The following is a 15385-nucleotide window of genomic DNA, read 5'->3' as shown; positions in this document are numbered from 1 at the left end:
TACATCTATGAATTGATGCACCTGCTAATAGCTGCTATATTCTAGCGCTGCTGCAGGCCTTTGGCTTTAGCTAATTTGCTTTTATGGATAAATAACCTGATGTCAATAACCAAATCAGGGCTTTATCCGACAGCCTGCGCAGAAGATGATGAAATATTTACGTATTTTTATCCCAAAGCAGCCAGAGAAAAGGCCCAAAAGGCTTCCGCAACCCTTCACTTAACAGCATTATCACAAACAGATATGCTGAAGTCACAGAGTGAACTGATTGCCTGGAGCTAGCTTTGGTGATTCGGCCTGAGACAGGCACGTAAAGAACAACATCAAAACAACAGAATTAACTACGTATTTCATCCTTCTGGTACTGTTTTGGCCAGTTGGAGGTGGAGATGTCGCCAACCCGGAACCTGCGTGCCATCAGCCCGAAAAACAGTCAGTAATAAGTAATCTGACTGAATCAACCGGCCTGAAAGATCCGCAGTAACAGCCACGATCAGATACTGATAGAGGTTGCCGTTTCCTCCACCGTCGATAAGACCCGTCTGCAATGCATAACGCACCAGACTGGCAAAAACTGAACTATTAATGTCGTTACGAAGATTGGACTCACGTGACAGGATAAGACCTGTCCCCATGCGTAAACAGCGCTGATAGAGATGAAATACGTTAGTGTTATAAGAGAACGCTAACACAACATGAAAAGAATGCTAATTAATGCAACTCAACCTGAAGAGTTGCGCGTAGCCCTGGTTGACGGCCAGCGCTTATACGACCTGGACATTGAGTCAGGCTCCCGCGAACAGAAAAAAGCCAACATCTACAAAGGTAAAATTACCCGCGTAGAACCAAGTCTTGAAGCTGCTTTTGTTGATTACGGTGCTGAGCGCCACGGCTTCCTGCCGCTTAAAGAAATCTCTCGCGAATACTTCGTAAAAGGCAGCGACAAAGGCGGCCGCCCAAGCATTAAAGATGTTGTTGCTGAAGGCACCGAAGTTATCGTTCAGGTAGACAAAGAAGAACGTGGTAATAAAGGCGCAGCCCTGACCACTTTCATCAGTCTGGCTGGTCGCTACCTTGTCCTGATGCCAAACAACCCTCGCGCTGGCGGCATATCCCGTCGTATCGAAGGCGATGACCGTAAGCAGCTTAAAGAAGCGATGGACGGCGTCAACATCCCGCAAAAAACCGGTGTCATTATCCGTACTGCAGGCGTTGGCCGCAGCTCTGAAGAGCTTCAATGGGATCTGGATTACCTGCTGATTCTATGGGAATCCATTACTAAAGCATCCAGCGAACGCGCTGCACCTTTCCTTATTTATCAGGAAAGCAATGTAGTTATTCGTGCTATCCGCGACTATCTGCGTCAGGATATCGGCGAAGTGCTGATCGATAGTGAAGAAGTTCACCAGGACGCGCTGAACTTTGTTAAGCAGGTAATGCCTAGCTACGAACAAAAAATCAAGCTATATGCTGAACAGGTTCCTCTGTTCAACCGCTTCCAGATTGAAACCCAGATCGAGACTGCGTTTCAGCGTGAAGTACAATTGCCATCAGGCGGTTCGATCGTAATTGATCCGACTGAAGCCCTGGTTTCTATTGATATCAACTCCGCACGGGCAACCCGCGGTAGCGATATCGAAGAAACAGCACTACACACAAACCTTGAAGCCGCTGAAGAAATTGGCCGTCAGTTACGTTTGCGTGATATCGGCGGCCTGATTGTTATCGACTTCATTGATATGACGCCGATAAAAAACCAGCGTGAAGTTGAAAACCGCATGCGCGACGCAATGAAAATTGATCGTGCCCGTGTACAACTGGGTCGCATTTCCCGCTTCGGCCTGATGGAAATGTCCCGCCAACGCCTGCGTCCGTCACTGATCGAAAGCCGTGGCTCTGTATGCCCACGCTGTAACGGTCAGGGTACTATCCGTGACACTGAATCACTGGCGCTTTCAATCCTTCGCCTTATCGAAGAAGAATCAGCTAAAGAGCGCACCGCTCAAATCCGTGCAATTCTGCCGGTATCTGTAGCAACCTTCCTGCTGAACGAAAAGCGTAGCGAAGTGCACGATATCGAACAGCGTCAGAGCGTACGTGTCGTCATTGTGCCAAATCCAAACATGGAAACGCCGCACTATGAAGTTGTACGTCTGCGTGATGACCACACTGTGATCAACACCAACGACGCAAGCTACACAATGCAACCTGAACCGGAAGATATTGCTGAACCTGACACAGCAACTAACGCGCCTGTTCGTGAAAAAGCTGCTGTACGCACTGTCGCTCCGCCAACACCGGCGCCAGTCAGCACCGAAGCAACTTCACCTGCAGCCCCTGCTAAACCGGCAAAGAGTGAAGAAAAGTCACTGCTGGGCAGCCTTTTCTCTGCAATTACAAACTTCTTTGGAAATACCGAAGAAGAGAAAAAAGAGCAGGAAAAACCACGCAACAAAGATAAAAACGACCGCAAGCGACCTAACAACCGTCGCAACCGTCGTCGTAAAGATGAACGCGAACGCGGTGAAAATAAAACCCAAAGCGCATCTAACGATGAACAGCAAGAGTCACGCAATGACAAGCCTCGCGGTGAAGGTCGCTCTCGCAACCGTCGCCGTAATGAACGTGATCGTGATCAGAAGCGCAACAAGCCTGAAGTACAGGAAGAAAACCTGCAGCAACAACAGGAAACTGAAGTTCAGGAAGATGGCCGTAACCGTGGTGAACGCCGCCGTGGTCGCCGTCGTCGCGGTGAACGCAATGCGCGTCGCAGTGGCAGCGAGCAGGAAATAGCACTGAACACAGAGCAGCCAGTTAATACTGAAGACACACAGGTAGATATTGCTGCTGAAGCAGTGATTGACGCTCCTCAGGAAAATACAACTGCGGCCGATGAGGAACAGCCTAAGCGCAAGCGTCGCCAGCGCCGTCCTCGCAAAGACCGTAAGCGCGAAGAAACTACTGAAGCTACAGAAAACAGTGAAAACGCTGCTGACACAGAAACTACTGCTGATACATCAGCCCCAGTTACTGAAGAAGCAGCGACTACTGAAACTGTTGCTGAAGCACCTACTGCTGAAATCACTCAGTCTGAAGAAGCCAAAGCTGAAGACACTCAGCCTGAGGAAGCAAAGACCGAAGAAGCCAAACCTTCTGAAGCTGAAGTAGCTCAGCCCGAAGAAAAAACTTCTGAAGAGACCAAGCAGGAAGAAACTACAACAGTTGATATAAAGACTGATACCGCTTCAGAAGCAACTACTGAAGAAGCTGCACCAGCAGAGACCAGTACTCAGGCAGACACTGCTGAGAGTGAAGCTCCAGTATCCGAAGCAGCTACAGCAGAGGCAACAGCTTCTGATGTAAGCACAGCTGAAGAAAATCAAGCTGATGAAACTGCGGTAACACAACCGAAAGCTCCAGTTGCAACACCTGCTGAAGAAGATCCTTCTGCGACAAAGCGCCGCGGTCGTCAACGCCCTGCACGTAAAGCGCAGACAGCACCAACAGCAACTATCGAGCCTCAGCCGGCAACTCCGCGTCGTCCGGCACCGATAGCAGCAGATCAGGACAATGCTCCACGCCAGCGTCGTCAGCGCCGAGCACCGAATGATCCGCGCGGCCATCAGCAGGATGCAGCCAACAATCAGACTGACAGCGAAACAACAGAAGCTTAAATCTGATCAGCGACACCGGCCAACCCGGTGTCAGAAAACCCAAAAAAGCCAGCTTATAGCTGGCTTTTTTATACTTACCGATAAATGCCTATCCGGGAATAATTACTCAGGAAAGGTACGGGGCTCGATTTCAAGCGCAACATTAAAATGATTTAACACATCATCCTGGATAGCCCGGGCAAGCCGCAAAATATCTTCCCCGGTTGCAGCACCATGATTCACCAACACCAGCGCCTGCTTATCATATACAGCCGCATCACCCTGTCGACGCCCTTTCCAGCCCAACTGATCAATCAACCAGCCCGCAGCAAGCTTATATCCTTCACCCTCGGGAAAACTGACCAAACCTGGATTAGAATCAAGAATAGACTGTCGTTTAGCGATCGATACCACGGGGTTTTTAAAGAAGCTACCCGCATTTCCAATCTCAAGCGGATCAGGCAATTTAGACTGGCGAATCTCACAAATTAAGTCACTTATCTGCAGTGCTGTAGGCTCTGCTATTCCCTGCGCCTTAAACCGATCTCTTAATCCCGCATAATCCAGCACAGGATTGATTTCACGACTCAGTAAAAAGCAGACTTCGGTAATAATGTATCTGCCAGCATCCCGCTGCTTAAAAACACTGTCTCTATAACCAAATTCACAGGCTTCTGTAGAGAACTCGCAAACCTTACCAGTAACCCTGTCTAACGCCTTGAGACTAACCATCCGATCTTTAATCTCAACACCATATGCGCCAATATTTTGCATAGGAGCAGCACCGACGGTACCCGGAATCAGAGACAGATTTTCAAGCCCGTAAGCACCATACTGAATAGTGTGGCGAACAAACTCATGCCAATTCTCTCCAGCAGCACCAGTTACACGAACTTTACCAGCATCACTAAGATCAGCTTCCACCTCAATACCACTAAGGCGGTTTAAAATAACTAAGCCTGCAATATCACCCACTAAAATCAGATTACTTCCACCGCCAAGTACCAACACATCTAAATTCTGGCTTTCAGCAAACGCCAGCGCTTCACGCAATTCATTCAGACTGGTTACCGAACAACAAAACTCTGCAGAGACCTCGAACCCAAAACTGTTACTGCTCTTTAGTGAATAATTTTCAAAAAACTCCATTAACCCTTCACTCCAGAAGACTCAATTCTATCAAGCAAACCTCCACAGGCGCTTTCCAGCATATCCAGAACATAAGCAAACCCTTCAGCACCACCAAAATAAGGATCCGGCACTTCACCTTTATAGCTGTCGGTAAAGTCAGTCATCATTGCCAGGCAACCAGAATAATCAGACGGACATATCCCACGTAAACCGGCCAAATTTTGTTCATCCATCGCAATTACATAATCGTAATAACCAAAGTCAGCTGCAACAGCCTGACGCGCTCGCAAATCAGCTAAATCATATCCACGCTTTGCGGCTTCCGCAGTAGCCCGTCGATCAGGCGGCTCACCAACATGATACGCCCCTGTTCCAGCGGAATCAGTTTCAATTAACGCTGACAACCCCCGATCTTCTACCAACTGACGAAAGACCCCATGCGCCGTCGGTGAACGGCAGATATTACCCAAACAAACGAACAACACTGTGGTTTTATTTTTCTGCATTAACACCTCTGTATTCCTCGAATATAAAAAGCGCAAGAACTTACCAAAAGACAGCTCCCGTACCTACAAAAACAAGCCATGTACAACCGAATCTACAGCGCTATTATATACACTGCATGCTTACCTTCTGACAGATTTATTCTATACAGGAACCTATCATATGCTGGACCTGCGCCCAAATTGCGAGAACTGTGACAAAGACTTACCGCCTGATTCTTCAGAGGCTTTCATCTGTACTTATGAATGCACATTCTGCAGGAAATGTGTGGAATTAATATTGGAAAACGTTTGCCCCAACTGTGGAGGCAACTTCTGCCCCAGACCAATACGCCCTGTAACTGCTCGTCGAAATGATGTCAGCCTGACTCACCAGCCAGCAAGCTCAACCCGTGTACATACTCCTTACACTGAAGACGAAATCAGGCAATTCGCAGCAACCGCTAAGCAGATACAACCATGGGAACGGTAAAACTATATACAAAAAGCGCTTTGCTGTAGTAACAAAGCGCTTCTTCAACAACAAGAATACCCGTCTATTCGTTACTAAACAGTGCCCGGATACGCTCTAAATCAGCTTCAGTATCAACACCTGCAGGTGGCAGTTCGTCTGCGACATCTACATGAATAACCGCTCCGTTATACATCGCACGCAGCTGTTCAAGACATTCAACCACCTCAAGCGGAGCAGGCTCCCAGCGGACAAAGTCATTCAGCAACTTCACACGGTATGCATATATACCAATATGGCGCTGAAAACTCACTCCGACAGGTATTGCTTTGCGCCCTTGCAGATCAGAAAATGCATCCCGCGGCCAGGGGATCGGTGCACGACTAAAATAGAGTGCCCGGCCCTGAGTATCACTGACAACCTTAACAACATTCGGATTCAGCACGGCATCGATATCACTGATAGGCTCACTAAGTGTTGCAATACTGGCATCCAGATTTGCCATCAGATTATGCGCCACCTGATTGATAACCCGAGGAGGAATCAGGGGCTCATCACCCTGCACATTTACCACAATATCATCAGCATAAAAGCCCAGCTTCTGAACAACTTCCTGCAACCGGTCCGTTCCAGAAGGGTGATCAGCCCGGGTCATACAAACCTCAGCCCCGAAGGCAACAGCCGCATCGTAAATACGCTGATCATCAGTTGCAATCACTACCCGCTGAGCTTCACTCTTTAAAGCCTGCTGATAAACACGCTGTATCATCGGCATACCGGCAATATCAGCCAATGGCTTACCCGGTAAACGGGAAGACGCAAAACGTGCCGGAATTACGATAGAAAAACCCATGCTTAAATCCGCCTTACTTATCCAGACGCTCTTCAGAGCTCAGTGTACGCGCCTCTGTTTCCAGCATAACCGGGATATCATCACGCACAGGATAAGCCAGTCCGCTGGCACGACAGATCAACTCATTTGTTTCGGCATTATATTCAACAGGCGCCTTAGAGACAGGACACACCAGAATATCAAGCAGCTTCTTATCCATGTAATAACCTTATTTTTTAAATTTTAATGCTTTCAAATGCTCCGCCAGCTTATCAGCAAACTCTGTATCGAGTTGCGCATCAACCGGCATATACCAGGCATCTTTAAGTGGAATATGGGCACATTTTACCGCGTCTTTTTCAGTCATGATAATGCTTTCACCATCAGCAAAAGAAAAATCACTGATTTCATAAGCATGGTGATCTGAAAATGCATGCCGCTTAACCTTCATACCAAACTGTTCCAGCGCTATAAAAAACCGCTCCGGATTGCCAATCGCAGCAACCCCATGCACTTTCGCGTGCCCCCGTGCAAATTGCACAGGAGCCAGGCCTTCTTGCTCTGAGTGTATATCTACCGGCTGAATGTCACCGGCAACTAAATGCATCTCAGCAAAAGGATAATTAAGTACATGCTCAGCCTTACCATTCATAACAATGAAATCTACTGAGGCTAAACGCTCTACCGGCTCTCTCAACGGCCCTTCAGGCAAGCAGCGTTCATTTGCAAAACCACGCTGCCCATCAACAACAGCAATTTCAATATCCCGGCCTAATGCATAATGCTGCATACCGTCATCACTGATAATAATGTCGCAATCAAATTCCTGCAGAAGATACCTGGCAGCAGCAGGACGATCAGGATCAATAACTAAAGGAGCAGAAGTGCGGCGGGCAATCATCACTGGCTCATCACCACCTTCAGCCGGCAAGGTTGCAGATGTAACACTAAAAGGAAAAGAAGCAGGATTTGCACCATAACCACGACTGATAACACCAGGCTTATACCCCTGCTCACGTAACCAGTTAACCAGCCAAATCACCAGTGGAGACTTTCCCGTCCCTCCAACTGAAATATTTCCAACGATCACCAGCGGCACAGGCGACTGCCAGATGACCTTATTACCACTCACATATTGCTGGCGTCGATGCTTAGTAAGCGCAACAAACAATGCTGAAAGTGGACGTAAAGCTTTCAGCCAAACCCGTTGCTTATACCATGCCTGTTCAAGCACAAACTATTGCTCCGCTTCAGGCTTTTGAGTCGTAATACTCAAACTTGAAAAACCCATCTTACCAGCAACATCCATAACTGTAACAACAGCCTGATGGGGTGTTTTAGCGTCCGCTGTCACCACAAATGGCAGGCCTCGATTATCGCCAGCAGCCTTAATTAAGGCCCGACGAAGCGTCTCTGCCTGACTGTTAATCAGTGCTAACCCATTAACGCTATAGCTACCCGCTTCGTTAACGACAACTTCCAATAAATCGGCCTGAACTTCCGCAACCAAGCCATCTGCTTCTGGCAACTCAACCGCCAAGTGCGTCTCTTTCGTGAAAGTTGTCGTCACCATAAAAAAAATCAGCAGTAAAAAAACCACATCAATTAAGGGGGTCAGATTTACATCTACATCCGCTGGACGGGTACGTCTAAACTTCACTGTTAAACCTTATTCGTAATCCACGGCGCGGTCACCGTGCACAATTTCAACCAGCTTGATAGCTTCCTGCTCCATTTCCACCAACAAAGTGTCAACTTTGCGCTGGAAATAGCGATGAAACATAAGTGCAGGAATAGCCACAGCCAGACCCGCTGCAGTTGTTATCAGTGCTTCAGAAATACCACCGGCAAGCACGTTGGCATTACCCGTACCTTGCAGCATTATTTCCGAAAACACCTTAATCATGCCAATAACTGTTCCTAACAATCCCAGCAGAGGCGCGATTGATGCAATGGTGCCTAAAGCACTCAAAAAACGCTCCAGCTCATGTACCACATGGCTGGCGGCTTCCTGAATACTTTCTTTCATGATTTCCCGGCCATGGGGTGAACTATTCAGGCCGGCAACAATAATCTTACCCAGAGCACTTTCATTACGAATCTGATTCAGTTGTTCAGCACCTAATTCTTTCTTACGCGCTAATTCCCAGACCCTTGCTAATAGATTTGCCGGAGCAACCCGGTCCTTTTGCAATACCCATAAACGTTCCAAACAAATCGCCAGAGCAATCACGGAACAACCGATAATCGGTATCATCAACCAACCACCGGACTGAAGTAATTCAAACACTCACTTCCTCCCAAACACATACAAACAGACTGCTAAAATAACGCTGCGCTACTGTAACATAGCGACTCATTGGCGAATAGAATCCACTAACCAATATCGCCACTTAACATGCCGCAGCGCCTCAGTGGTGCAGCCACCCTTTCCGGCACTTAAAATAACAGCTCCATCCTGACCTGTATCCAGCCATGGTATTGACTGCATACTGACTCGCTGCAGAACCTGCTTTGCGGGATGCCCATAACGATTATTGTAACCACTACTAAAAATAATCTTCTGAGGTTTCAGCCAGTCCAGCCAGATACGGCTTGTCGATGTATTGCTTCCATGATGTCCCGCTACCAGCCATGTATATTTTGCTGCAAGATAGTTTTCATTCAGTGCTACCTGCCTCTCAACAACAGCTTCAGCATCTCCCGGCAAAATCAGGCGACACTGTTGATTTTCGACCAGCAGCACACAGGACTTATTATTCTCTTTCTTCGCAATGACACTCTCAGACTGAATAAACCTGAAGGCAACCCCATCAATCTGCCAACGCCGGCCCGGGTCACATTTACTGATATTATAATTTGCACTCCCATCTAACTGTTTAACACGCCACTCTGCGCTCCCCGTCAAAATTTCACCAGGCCTGAGAGCCCGATAAACAGGTACAAAACCGCCAGCATGGTCATTATCACCATGACTGATTATTAACCAGTCTAAAGAATGCACTCCCAAGCGCTTCAAAGAAGGCACCACAAAGCCATCAGCAACACTGCCGCCCTGATAACTGGCACCTGTATCAAACAACAAAGTATGATCTGTTGTTTTTACCAAGACCGACAACCCCTGCCCCACATCAAGAACCCATGCCTTAAAGCTCTTACCGGGGATACTTTCGCCACCCGCAAACAAAATCGGCAAACATAAGAACACGCCAAAGATACGTGCCGACACTATTTTTGGAAGAAACAGCAAACAAATTCCTACGCTAGCCAGCAGTACATAATCAGTTTGAAAACTAACACTCTCAGAAAGCCTCTGTTCAAGCAGAGTAACCAGCCACGACTCAGTTAGATTTTCACTAAGCCAACCCAGCACCTCCCAGAATATCGACAGCATTTCATGAATGATTACAACCGGTACATCATCTAAATCAACCGCCATCAAAGGTATTAATAACACTAGCGCAGGCAATAACAGCAAACTGATATAAGGAATGGCAAACACATTCACCACTGGGGAAATAAGCGAAAAGGTTCCGGTAAACAACAGCAACAAAGGTAACAGTCCGATAAAAATAGCGGCCTGAGCCCCAATAACGTTTTTAATACGTGACCAAAATCCTGCATGAGACGATCTTGATGCTGCCATTAGCAAAATAGCTACTGCAGCAAAAGACAGCCAAAAACCAGCCTCTAGCGGACTTAGTGGCTGAACCAACAACACTAACAGCAGCGCTAACCACCAACGCTGCCAAACAGTTAACGACATACCAAAAACAGGTGGCAACAATATGGCCACAGCCATTATCAGTGCCCGCTGTGTCGGAATGGTAAAGCCTGCTAACACCGCGTAGATAATCGCGCACAGCAAGCCAGCGAAAACTCTCCAAAGCCTAAGATCAGCTACCTGAATCCTGCCGATCACCAAAGGCAACTGTATTAGTGCTGCAATCCAGTACCCCAGTAAACAGGCCACTCCGATATGTAGGCCACTGATAACCACTAAGTGCACAGTGCCAGTCGCTTTTAACAACTGCCACTGACTCTCTGAAAGCAGCCTTTTATCACCCAACAACAAAGCCTGTAATGTCGCTATATCACGGGGCACAAAATCCGAACTGCTCAGCCAGCGACTTAATTCATATCTCTGCCTGTCAAACCACACTAAACCGAAATTCGATTCACCCAGTAATTCGGGTACAAAATCAGACCGCACATAGCCACGGGCATCGATTCCCCGAGACAGATGCCAGGCAGAAAAATCAAATCCAGCAGGATTAACTAAGCTACGGGGAGACTTCAAGCGTACAGACAATCGCCAACGCTGTCCTGGCTGAACTGATTGTGTATGCCGGTACCAGGTCAAACGCACCCGCCTGAGCTTATCCAATGGCGTGACATCTTCCTGATCGACTTGCAATTCAAACCTGATCCGATCAGAAAGCTCATCCGGCAAGCCAGTCACAACTCCAGTCATAACAAGATCATAAGCACCTTCCTGCGCTGGCAAACGATGACTCATTTGCCACTGACCCCAGAGGCAAACGTACACCATACCCAGACAAAAGCTGAAAACACCGTAACGTCGACACAATGGCAAGAAATATGAAATGAATACAGCACAACACCACAACCAACCGGCAGCAGGTAAAGATGAGTAACAACTCAGAACTATTGCAATACTAAAACCGATCATCCTTGATCTCACAGTTGGCTTAAGCAGCGGGAGTAGGCATAATGACGCTCCCATTCGACAATATAAGTCCGTCACGAATGCCGCGCAAACTGATTCGCAAATACATGCCCGATGAGGCAAAGCTCAAAGAGAACCGGCATCTCAGCTGGCTAGGTGAGTACATTCATGACCCAAACCTGTGGCACCTGACCCGCAAGTCGGTCTGCAAAGCCTTTATGGTCGGATTATTTTGCGCATTTCTGCCGATACCAGCACAAATGCTACTTGCCGCAATCCTTGCTCTCTTTATACGCAGTAATTTGCCGATTTCTGTTGGTCTGGTATGGATTACCAATCCAATTACCATGCCGCCAATTTTCTATTTCACATACCTTGTTGGCGTCTGGCTGATGGACTTACCGGCACAGGCAATGGAGTTCGAGCTGAGCGTTGACTGGCTGTCCAGCGGGCTAAGCCATATCTGGCAACCACTATTACTGGGATCTGTTATCTGTGGGATTGTAGCCGGCATACTTGGCTATTTTTTAATGCAGGCATTCTGGGTATGGCAGGTTAACCGTAGCTGGAAGCGTCGCCGCAAAAACAATAGCAACAAGAACCAATAAGTGCATATTGAATTACCCCCATCAAAAAAGCCGCGATATTCGCGGCTTTTTTATTACTCACACTGGCTGTAAACAGCCATCCCTTAATTCAAGTACCCGCCCCTGCTTGTGAGCCAGCTGAGGATCATGTGTCACTACGACAAATGATGTTTCAAGCTCTTCGTTAAGCTTCTGCATCAGCATCTGAATATCTTCAGCAGTATTTCTATCCAGATTCCCTGTAGGTTCATCCATTAACACACAAGCAGGATTCGCAACCAGTGCCCGGGCAATCGCAACCCTTTGACGCTCACCACCACTGAGCATTGATGGCTTATGCTCAATCCGATGCTCAAGCCCAACAGCCACAAGCAACTCTCTTGCCTTGGCTTTAATTGCATTGATAGGCTCACCGCGAATCAATAAAGGCATTGCGACATTTTCCAGCGCATTAAACTCCGGGAGCAAATGATGAAACTGATACACAAAACCCAGCGCATTATTACGCAGCTCGGCCCGCTGTTTCTCATTGATCAGATACAAAGGCTTATTCGCGACTTTTACTTCACCGGACGTCGGCACATCCAAACCACCCAGCAAGTTAAGTAAAGTACTTTTACCCGAGCCTGATGTACCAATAATCGCCAGCTGTTCGCCTTTGGCAACATCCAGATTTACATTTTTCAGTACTTCTACCTGAGTATCGCCGTCACCATATACTTTTTTTACCGATACACACTGCAACACTAAGTCTGCTGATTGATCACTCATAACGCAGCGCCTCCGCAGGTTGTGTTTTAGAAGCCCGGTATGCAGGGTACAAGGTTGCCAGGAAGCTAATAGACAATGCAGTTGCTACAATCACACCTACATCTGTCACCTGCAACTGGGACGGCAAATAGCTAATAAAGTAGACATCAGCACTCAAGAACTGAATACCAAAGGTGCGCTCAACCCAGGCAACCAGATCCGTAACGGTTAACGCCAGCAAAACACCCAAGCCTGTACCCAGCAAAGTACCGATCACACCTATGACAGTCCCCTGCACCATGAAAATTCGCATGATTCGACCAGGTGTTGCGCCCAACGTCCGTAAGATCGCAATATCAGCTTTCTTATCAGTCACAACCATGACAAGCGTCGAAACTATATTGAAGGCAGCAACAAACACAATCAGAAACAGTAACAAACCAATCATACGTTTTTCTAACTGAATTGCCTGAAACAGATTACCGTGTGTGCGGGTCCAGTCACTTGCCCGGTAGTAATTACCCGTCGCGGACACTATTTGAGTCATGCGGCGTGGCGCATCAAACAAATCCGTAAACTCTAATCTGAGGCCATCAACGCCTTCTCTAATGCGCTTAATACGCGCTGCGTCATCGATATGGATATAAGCAAGACTGGCATCCAGCTCAGCACCAACCTCAAACAGCCCCACCACTTCAAATCGTTTAAGACGGGGAACAACACCAGCGACACTTATTGATGCCTCAGGCAGTACTAAAGTTACTTTATCGCCAATGGATGCCCCCATTGATCGCGCTAGCAAAGCCCCAAGTACAATGCCATATTTACGAGGCTGCAAAGCATCCAGACTACCAGCCTTCATATGATCATCAATAATTGAAACTTTTTGTTCCAACTCAGGATTAATACCGTTGATGACCACTCCACGTACTACGCCGCGGTTAGTCAGCATTCCCTGAGCCTGAATAAATGGTGCTGTACCTTTCACATCAGGTTCTTGTTCAACCTGACTCGCCAGTGCCTCCCAGTCCAGCAAAGGCTGCCCATAATCAGTGATGGTTGCATGTGGCACCATCCCTAAAATACGGCCTTTAAGTTCACGGTCAAAACCATTCATCACCGACAACACCAGAATCAATGCCGCGACACCCAGTGTCAGTCCAAGCATAGAAACTAATGAAATAAAGGAAATAAAATGATTGCTGCGTTTGGCTGCGGTATATCGCAAACCTACATATATCGAAAATGGTCTAAACATGGCACGGATTAAATCATAGACTCAAAGAATTCTCTAACAAAATCAGAATAATATTCGCTATACTCAAACTTGTATTAACTTGCTCAGGAGCATGCTTTGAACCCCGAACGCCGTGAGTACTATCGTATCAGCGAGAACGTATCCCTGGATTTTCAAGTTATCAGCGAACAGGAAATGCAGGCCAGCTCTTTGCCGACGCAATTCAAGGTCTCGCCTTTCTTTACACTGTTAAGTCAGCTACAGGAACTTGACACCGATACGACCCATTTGTTGCGAAAAATTGCTCAAAAAGATCCAACTATGGGTACTTTTCTTGAGATCACTACAAACAAAATAGATGCGATAGCCAAAACCATCGCCAGTCACGGTATCGAATTTGACGACATTACAACTCAGGAAATAAACCTCAGTGAAGGCGGCCTTAGTTTTGATACTAAACGACAGGTAACCAGCGGTGAGTATCTGGCTCTGAAACTGGTATTTCAGGAAGCTTGTATCGGCCTTCTGCTGTACGGAAAAGTATTATATTCAAGTGCCAATGAAGATGATCAGGGAAGCAGCAATGTAGGTATTCAATTCTGCCGCATGCCTGAAAGCAGCCGAATGATCATCGCCCGACACATTATTGCACTGCAATCTAAAGAACTGCAGCTGCAGGGCAACATTGACCTGGACTGATGCGTCAAACACCCGCTCATGAATTAATAGAAGCGCTGGACATTCTGCTCCAGCGCCTTAACGACTTCTCAACCTTACTCCCTCAGAGCAATTTACCTTTCTGGCTACCTGACGAACAGATCAGCAACTTGCCGCAATGCGCAGCACTTTTCTCAGACATCTGGTACAGAGATGGTCAGGACGGCCGGGTCACCCGCAGTCAGCACGGACTCATTGGTGCGGATGACAAACTTATAGACCTTGCTCACAGCGTCAACGCAGCCAAACAAAGCTTCCAGACACTGGCAACCCAGCACCGGCTCAGTCAGGATAGTGATCTGCAGAACCAGCTAACCCGACGCGAATCATTCCTGGCAGAAACCCTGCAACACCACGGTTACTCCAGACTCCACCTAAGACAGTGCTATCGGTTAATTCCTATCATCGAAACACGCCCGGTCAAAATTGGCTTTAGCTGGTACACCAGTGGACGGAGCATCAAGCAATTAACCCCTGAACAGGCACTGCAACGCTTACAAAAAATGGATACAAGCCAAACACATATTCAAATGCAGATAGACGCGCTGGGTCATCTGATGCCTGGCGATATGCTGGCTCAACTTCAGACCCAGGTGCCGGTTATGCGCGCCAACCTGCTTTGGAAACAGGATGACAGGATGATTCGTAAAGCCCGTAATGTGTCTTTACCTATGTTAATACTCCTGCAGACAGGGGAAACTTTACCCGAGCATAACCAACCGCTATCATCCCCACCTGAGCAACGTAGCCGAAATCTGCGCAGTGACCTTAAAATAGATCCTGTCCCTTTTTTACCCAGCCTGCGTGTCCACAAATATAACAACTGATCCTGGA

16 protein-coding genes are annotated in these 15385 nt (G+C 47.4%); 5 read left to right on the top strand and 11 right to left on the bottom strand.

What is annotated here, in order from left to right; genetic code table 11:
• Window positions 1–350: 350 nt before the first annotated feature.
• Window positions 351–635, bottom strand: a complete 285-nt coding sequence (locus tag OCU49_RS09215) for a hypothetical protein (RefSeq protein WP_261844685.1) — start codon at window positions 633–635, stop codon at window positions 351–353.
• Window positions 636–695: 60 nt separating this feature from the next.
• Here OCU49_RS09215 and rne point away from each other — a divergent pair, with 60 nt between their 5' ends.
• Complete coding sequence (rne, locus tag OCU49_RS09210) at window positions 696–3674, top strand: ribonuclease E (RefSeq protein ID WP_261844684.1); 2979 nt, start codon at window positions 696–698, stop codon at window positions 3672–3674.
• Window positions 3675–3776: 102 nt separating this feature from the next.
• Here the strand turns inward: rne and murB are convergent, their stop codons facing one another.
• Window positions 3777–4802 (bottom strand): UDP-N-acetylmuramate dehydrogenase, encoded by a 1026-nt coding sequence (murB, locus tag OCU49_RS09205; protein WP_261844683.1) that lies wholly within the window; start codon window positions 4800–4802, stop codon window positions 3777–3779.
• On the bottom strand, window positions 4802–5290 hold the full coding sequence (locus OCU49_RS09200) for a low molecular weight protein-tyrosine-phosphatase (protein WP_261844682.1): 489 nt from the start codon (window positions 5288–5290) through the stop codon (window positions 4802–4804). The genes murB and OCU49_RS09200 overlap by 1 nt, the downstream gene beginning before the upstream one ends.
• 160 nt (window positions 5291–5450) lie before the next feature.
• Here OCU49_RS09200 and OCU49_RS09195 point away from each other — a divergent pair, with 160 nt between their 5' ends.
• Window positions 5451–5759 (top strand): DUF1272 domain-containing protein, encoded by a 309-nt coding sequence (locus OCU49_RS09195; RefSeq protein ID WP_261844681.1) that lies wholly within the window; start codon window positions 5451–5453, stop codon window positions 5757–5759.
• A 64-nt stretch (window positions 5760–5823) separates the two neighbouring features.
• On the opposite strand, the gene kdsB is transcribed toward OCU49_RS09195, so the two are convergent.
• The 6 genes from kdsB to OCU49_RS09165 all read right to left on the bottom strand — a co-directional run bounded on the left by kdsB (window position 5824) and on the right by OCU49_RS09165 (window position 11263).
• Window positions 5824–6591, bottom strand: coding sequence for a 3-deoxy-manno-octulosonate cytidylyltransferase (gene kdsB / locus OCU49_RS09190; RefSeq protein ID WP_261844680.1), 768 nt, complete (start codon window positions 6589–6591; stop codon window positions 5824–5826).
• Between the two features lie 13 nt (window positions 6592–6604).
• Window positions 6605–6790 carry a Trm112 family protein gene (locus OCU49_RS09185; protein WP_261844679.1) on the bottom strand — a complete coding sequence of 62 codons (186 nt, stop codon included), beginning with the start codon at window positions 6788–6790 and terminating at the stop codon, window positions 6605–6607.
• A gap of 9 nt (window positions 6791–6799) precedes the next feature.
• Entirely contained in the window at window positions 6800–7804 is a 1005-nt protein-coding gene (lpxK, locus tag OCU49_RS09180) for a tetraacyldisaccharide 4'-kinase (protein ID WP_261844678.1), read from the bottom strand.
• Window positions 7805–7807: 3 nt separating this feature from the next.
• On the bottom strand, window positions 7808–8230 hold the full coding sequence (locus OCU49_RS09175; RefSeq protein WP_261844677.1) for an ExbD/TolR family protein: 423 nt from the start codon (window positions 8228–8230) through the stop codon (window positions 7808–7810).
• Window positions 8231–8239: 9 nt separating this feature from the next.
• Window positions 8240–8860: a MotA/TolQ/ExbB proton channel family protein gene (locus tag OCU49_RS09170; protein ID WP_261844676.1), complete on the bottom strand. Its 621-nt coding sequence runs from the start codon at window positions 8858–8860 to the stop codon at window positions 8240–8242.
• 66 nt (window positions 8861–8926) lie between these two features.
• Window positions 8927–11263, bottom strand: a complete 2337-nt coding sequence (locus OCU49_RS09165) for a DNA internalization-related competence protein ComEC/Rec2 (protein ID WP_261844675.1) — start codon at window positions 11261–11263, stop codon at window positions 8927–8929.
• A 41-nt stretch (window positions 11264–11304) separates the two neighbouring features.
• Here OCU49_RS09165 and OCU49_RS09160 point away from each other — a divergent pair, with 41 nt between their 5' ends.
• Window positions 11305–11868, top strand: a complete 564-nt coding sequence (locus OCU49_RS09160; RefSeq protein ID WP_336605376.1) for a DUF2062 domain-containing protein — start codon at window positions 11305–11307, stop codon at window positions 11866–11868.
• Between the two features lie 57 nt (window positions 11869–11925).
• Here the strand turns inward: OCU49_RS09160 and lolD are convergent, their stop codons facing one another.
• On the bottom strand, window positions 11926–12618 hold the full coding sequence (gene lolD / locus OCU49_RS09155; RefSeq protein ID WP_261844674.1) for a lipoprotein-releasing ABC transporter ATP-binding protein LolD: 693 nt from the start codon (window positions 12616–12618) through the stop codon (window positions 11926–11928).
• The gene (locus OCU49_RS09150; protein WP_261844673.1) at window positions 12611–13855 is read right to left on the bottom strand and encodes a lipoprotein-releasing ABC transporter permease subunit; all 1245 of its coding nucleotides are present in this window, start codon (window positions 13853–13855) and stop codon (window positions 12611–12613) included. Before OCU49_RS09150 ends, lolD begins: the two co-directional genes overlap by 8 nt.
• Before the next feature lie 96 nt (window positions 13856–13951).
• Here OCU49_RS09150 and OCU49_RS09145 point away from each other — a divergent pair, with 96 nt between their 5' ends.
• Both OCU49_RS09145 and OCU49_RS09140 read left to right on the top strand, forming a co-directional pair.
• Window positions 13952–14533, top strand: coding sequence for a PilZ domain-containing protein (locus OCU49_RS09145; protein ID WP_261844672.1), 582 nt, complete (start codon window positions 13952–13954; stop codon window positions 14531–14533).
• Window positions 14533–15378 carry a DNA replication terminus site-binding protein gene (locus tag OCU49_RS09140; RefSeq protein ID WP_261844671.1) on the top strand — a complete coding sequence of 282 codons (846 nt, stop codon included), beginning with the start codon at window positions 14533–14535 and terminating at the stop codon, window positions 15376–15378. The genes OCU49_RS09145 and OCU49_RS09140 overlap by 1 nt, the downstream gene beginning before the upstream one ends.
• The last annotated feature ends 7 nt before the right edge of the window (window positions 15379–15385 follow it).

Source organism: Aliamphritea ceti, assembly GCF_024347215.1.
Classification (GTDB): domain Bacteria; phylum Pseudomonadota; class Gammaproteobacteria; order Pseudomonadales; family Balneatricaceae; genus Amphritea; species Amphritea ceti.
The sequence above is the reverse complement of the archived record's forward strand: the minus strand, read 5'-3'. Positions and strand labels throughout refer to the sequence as shown.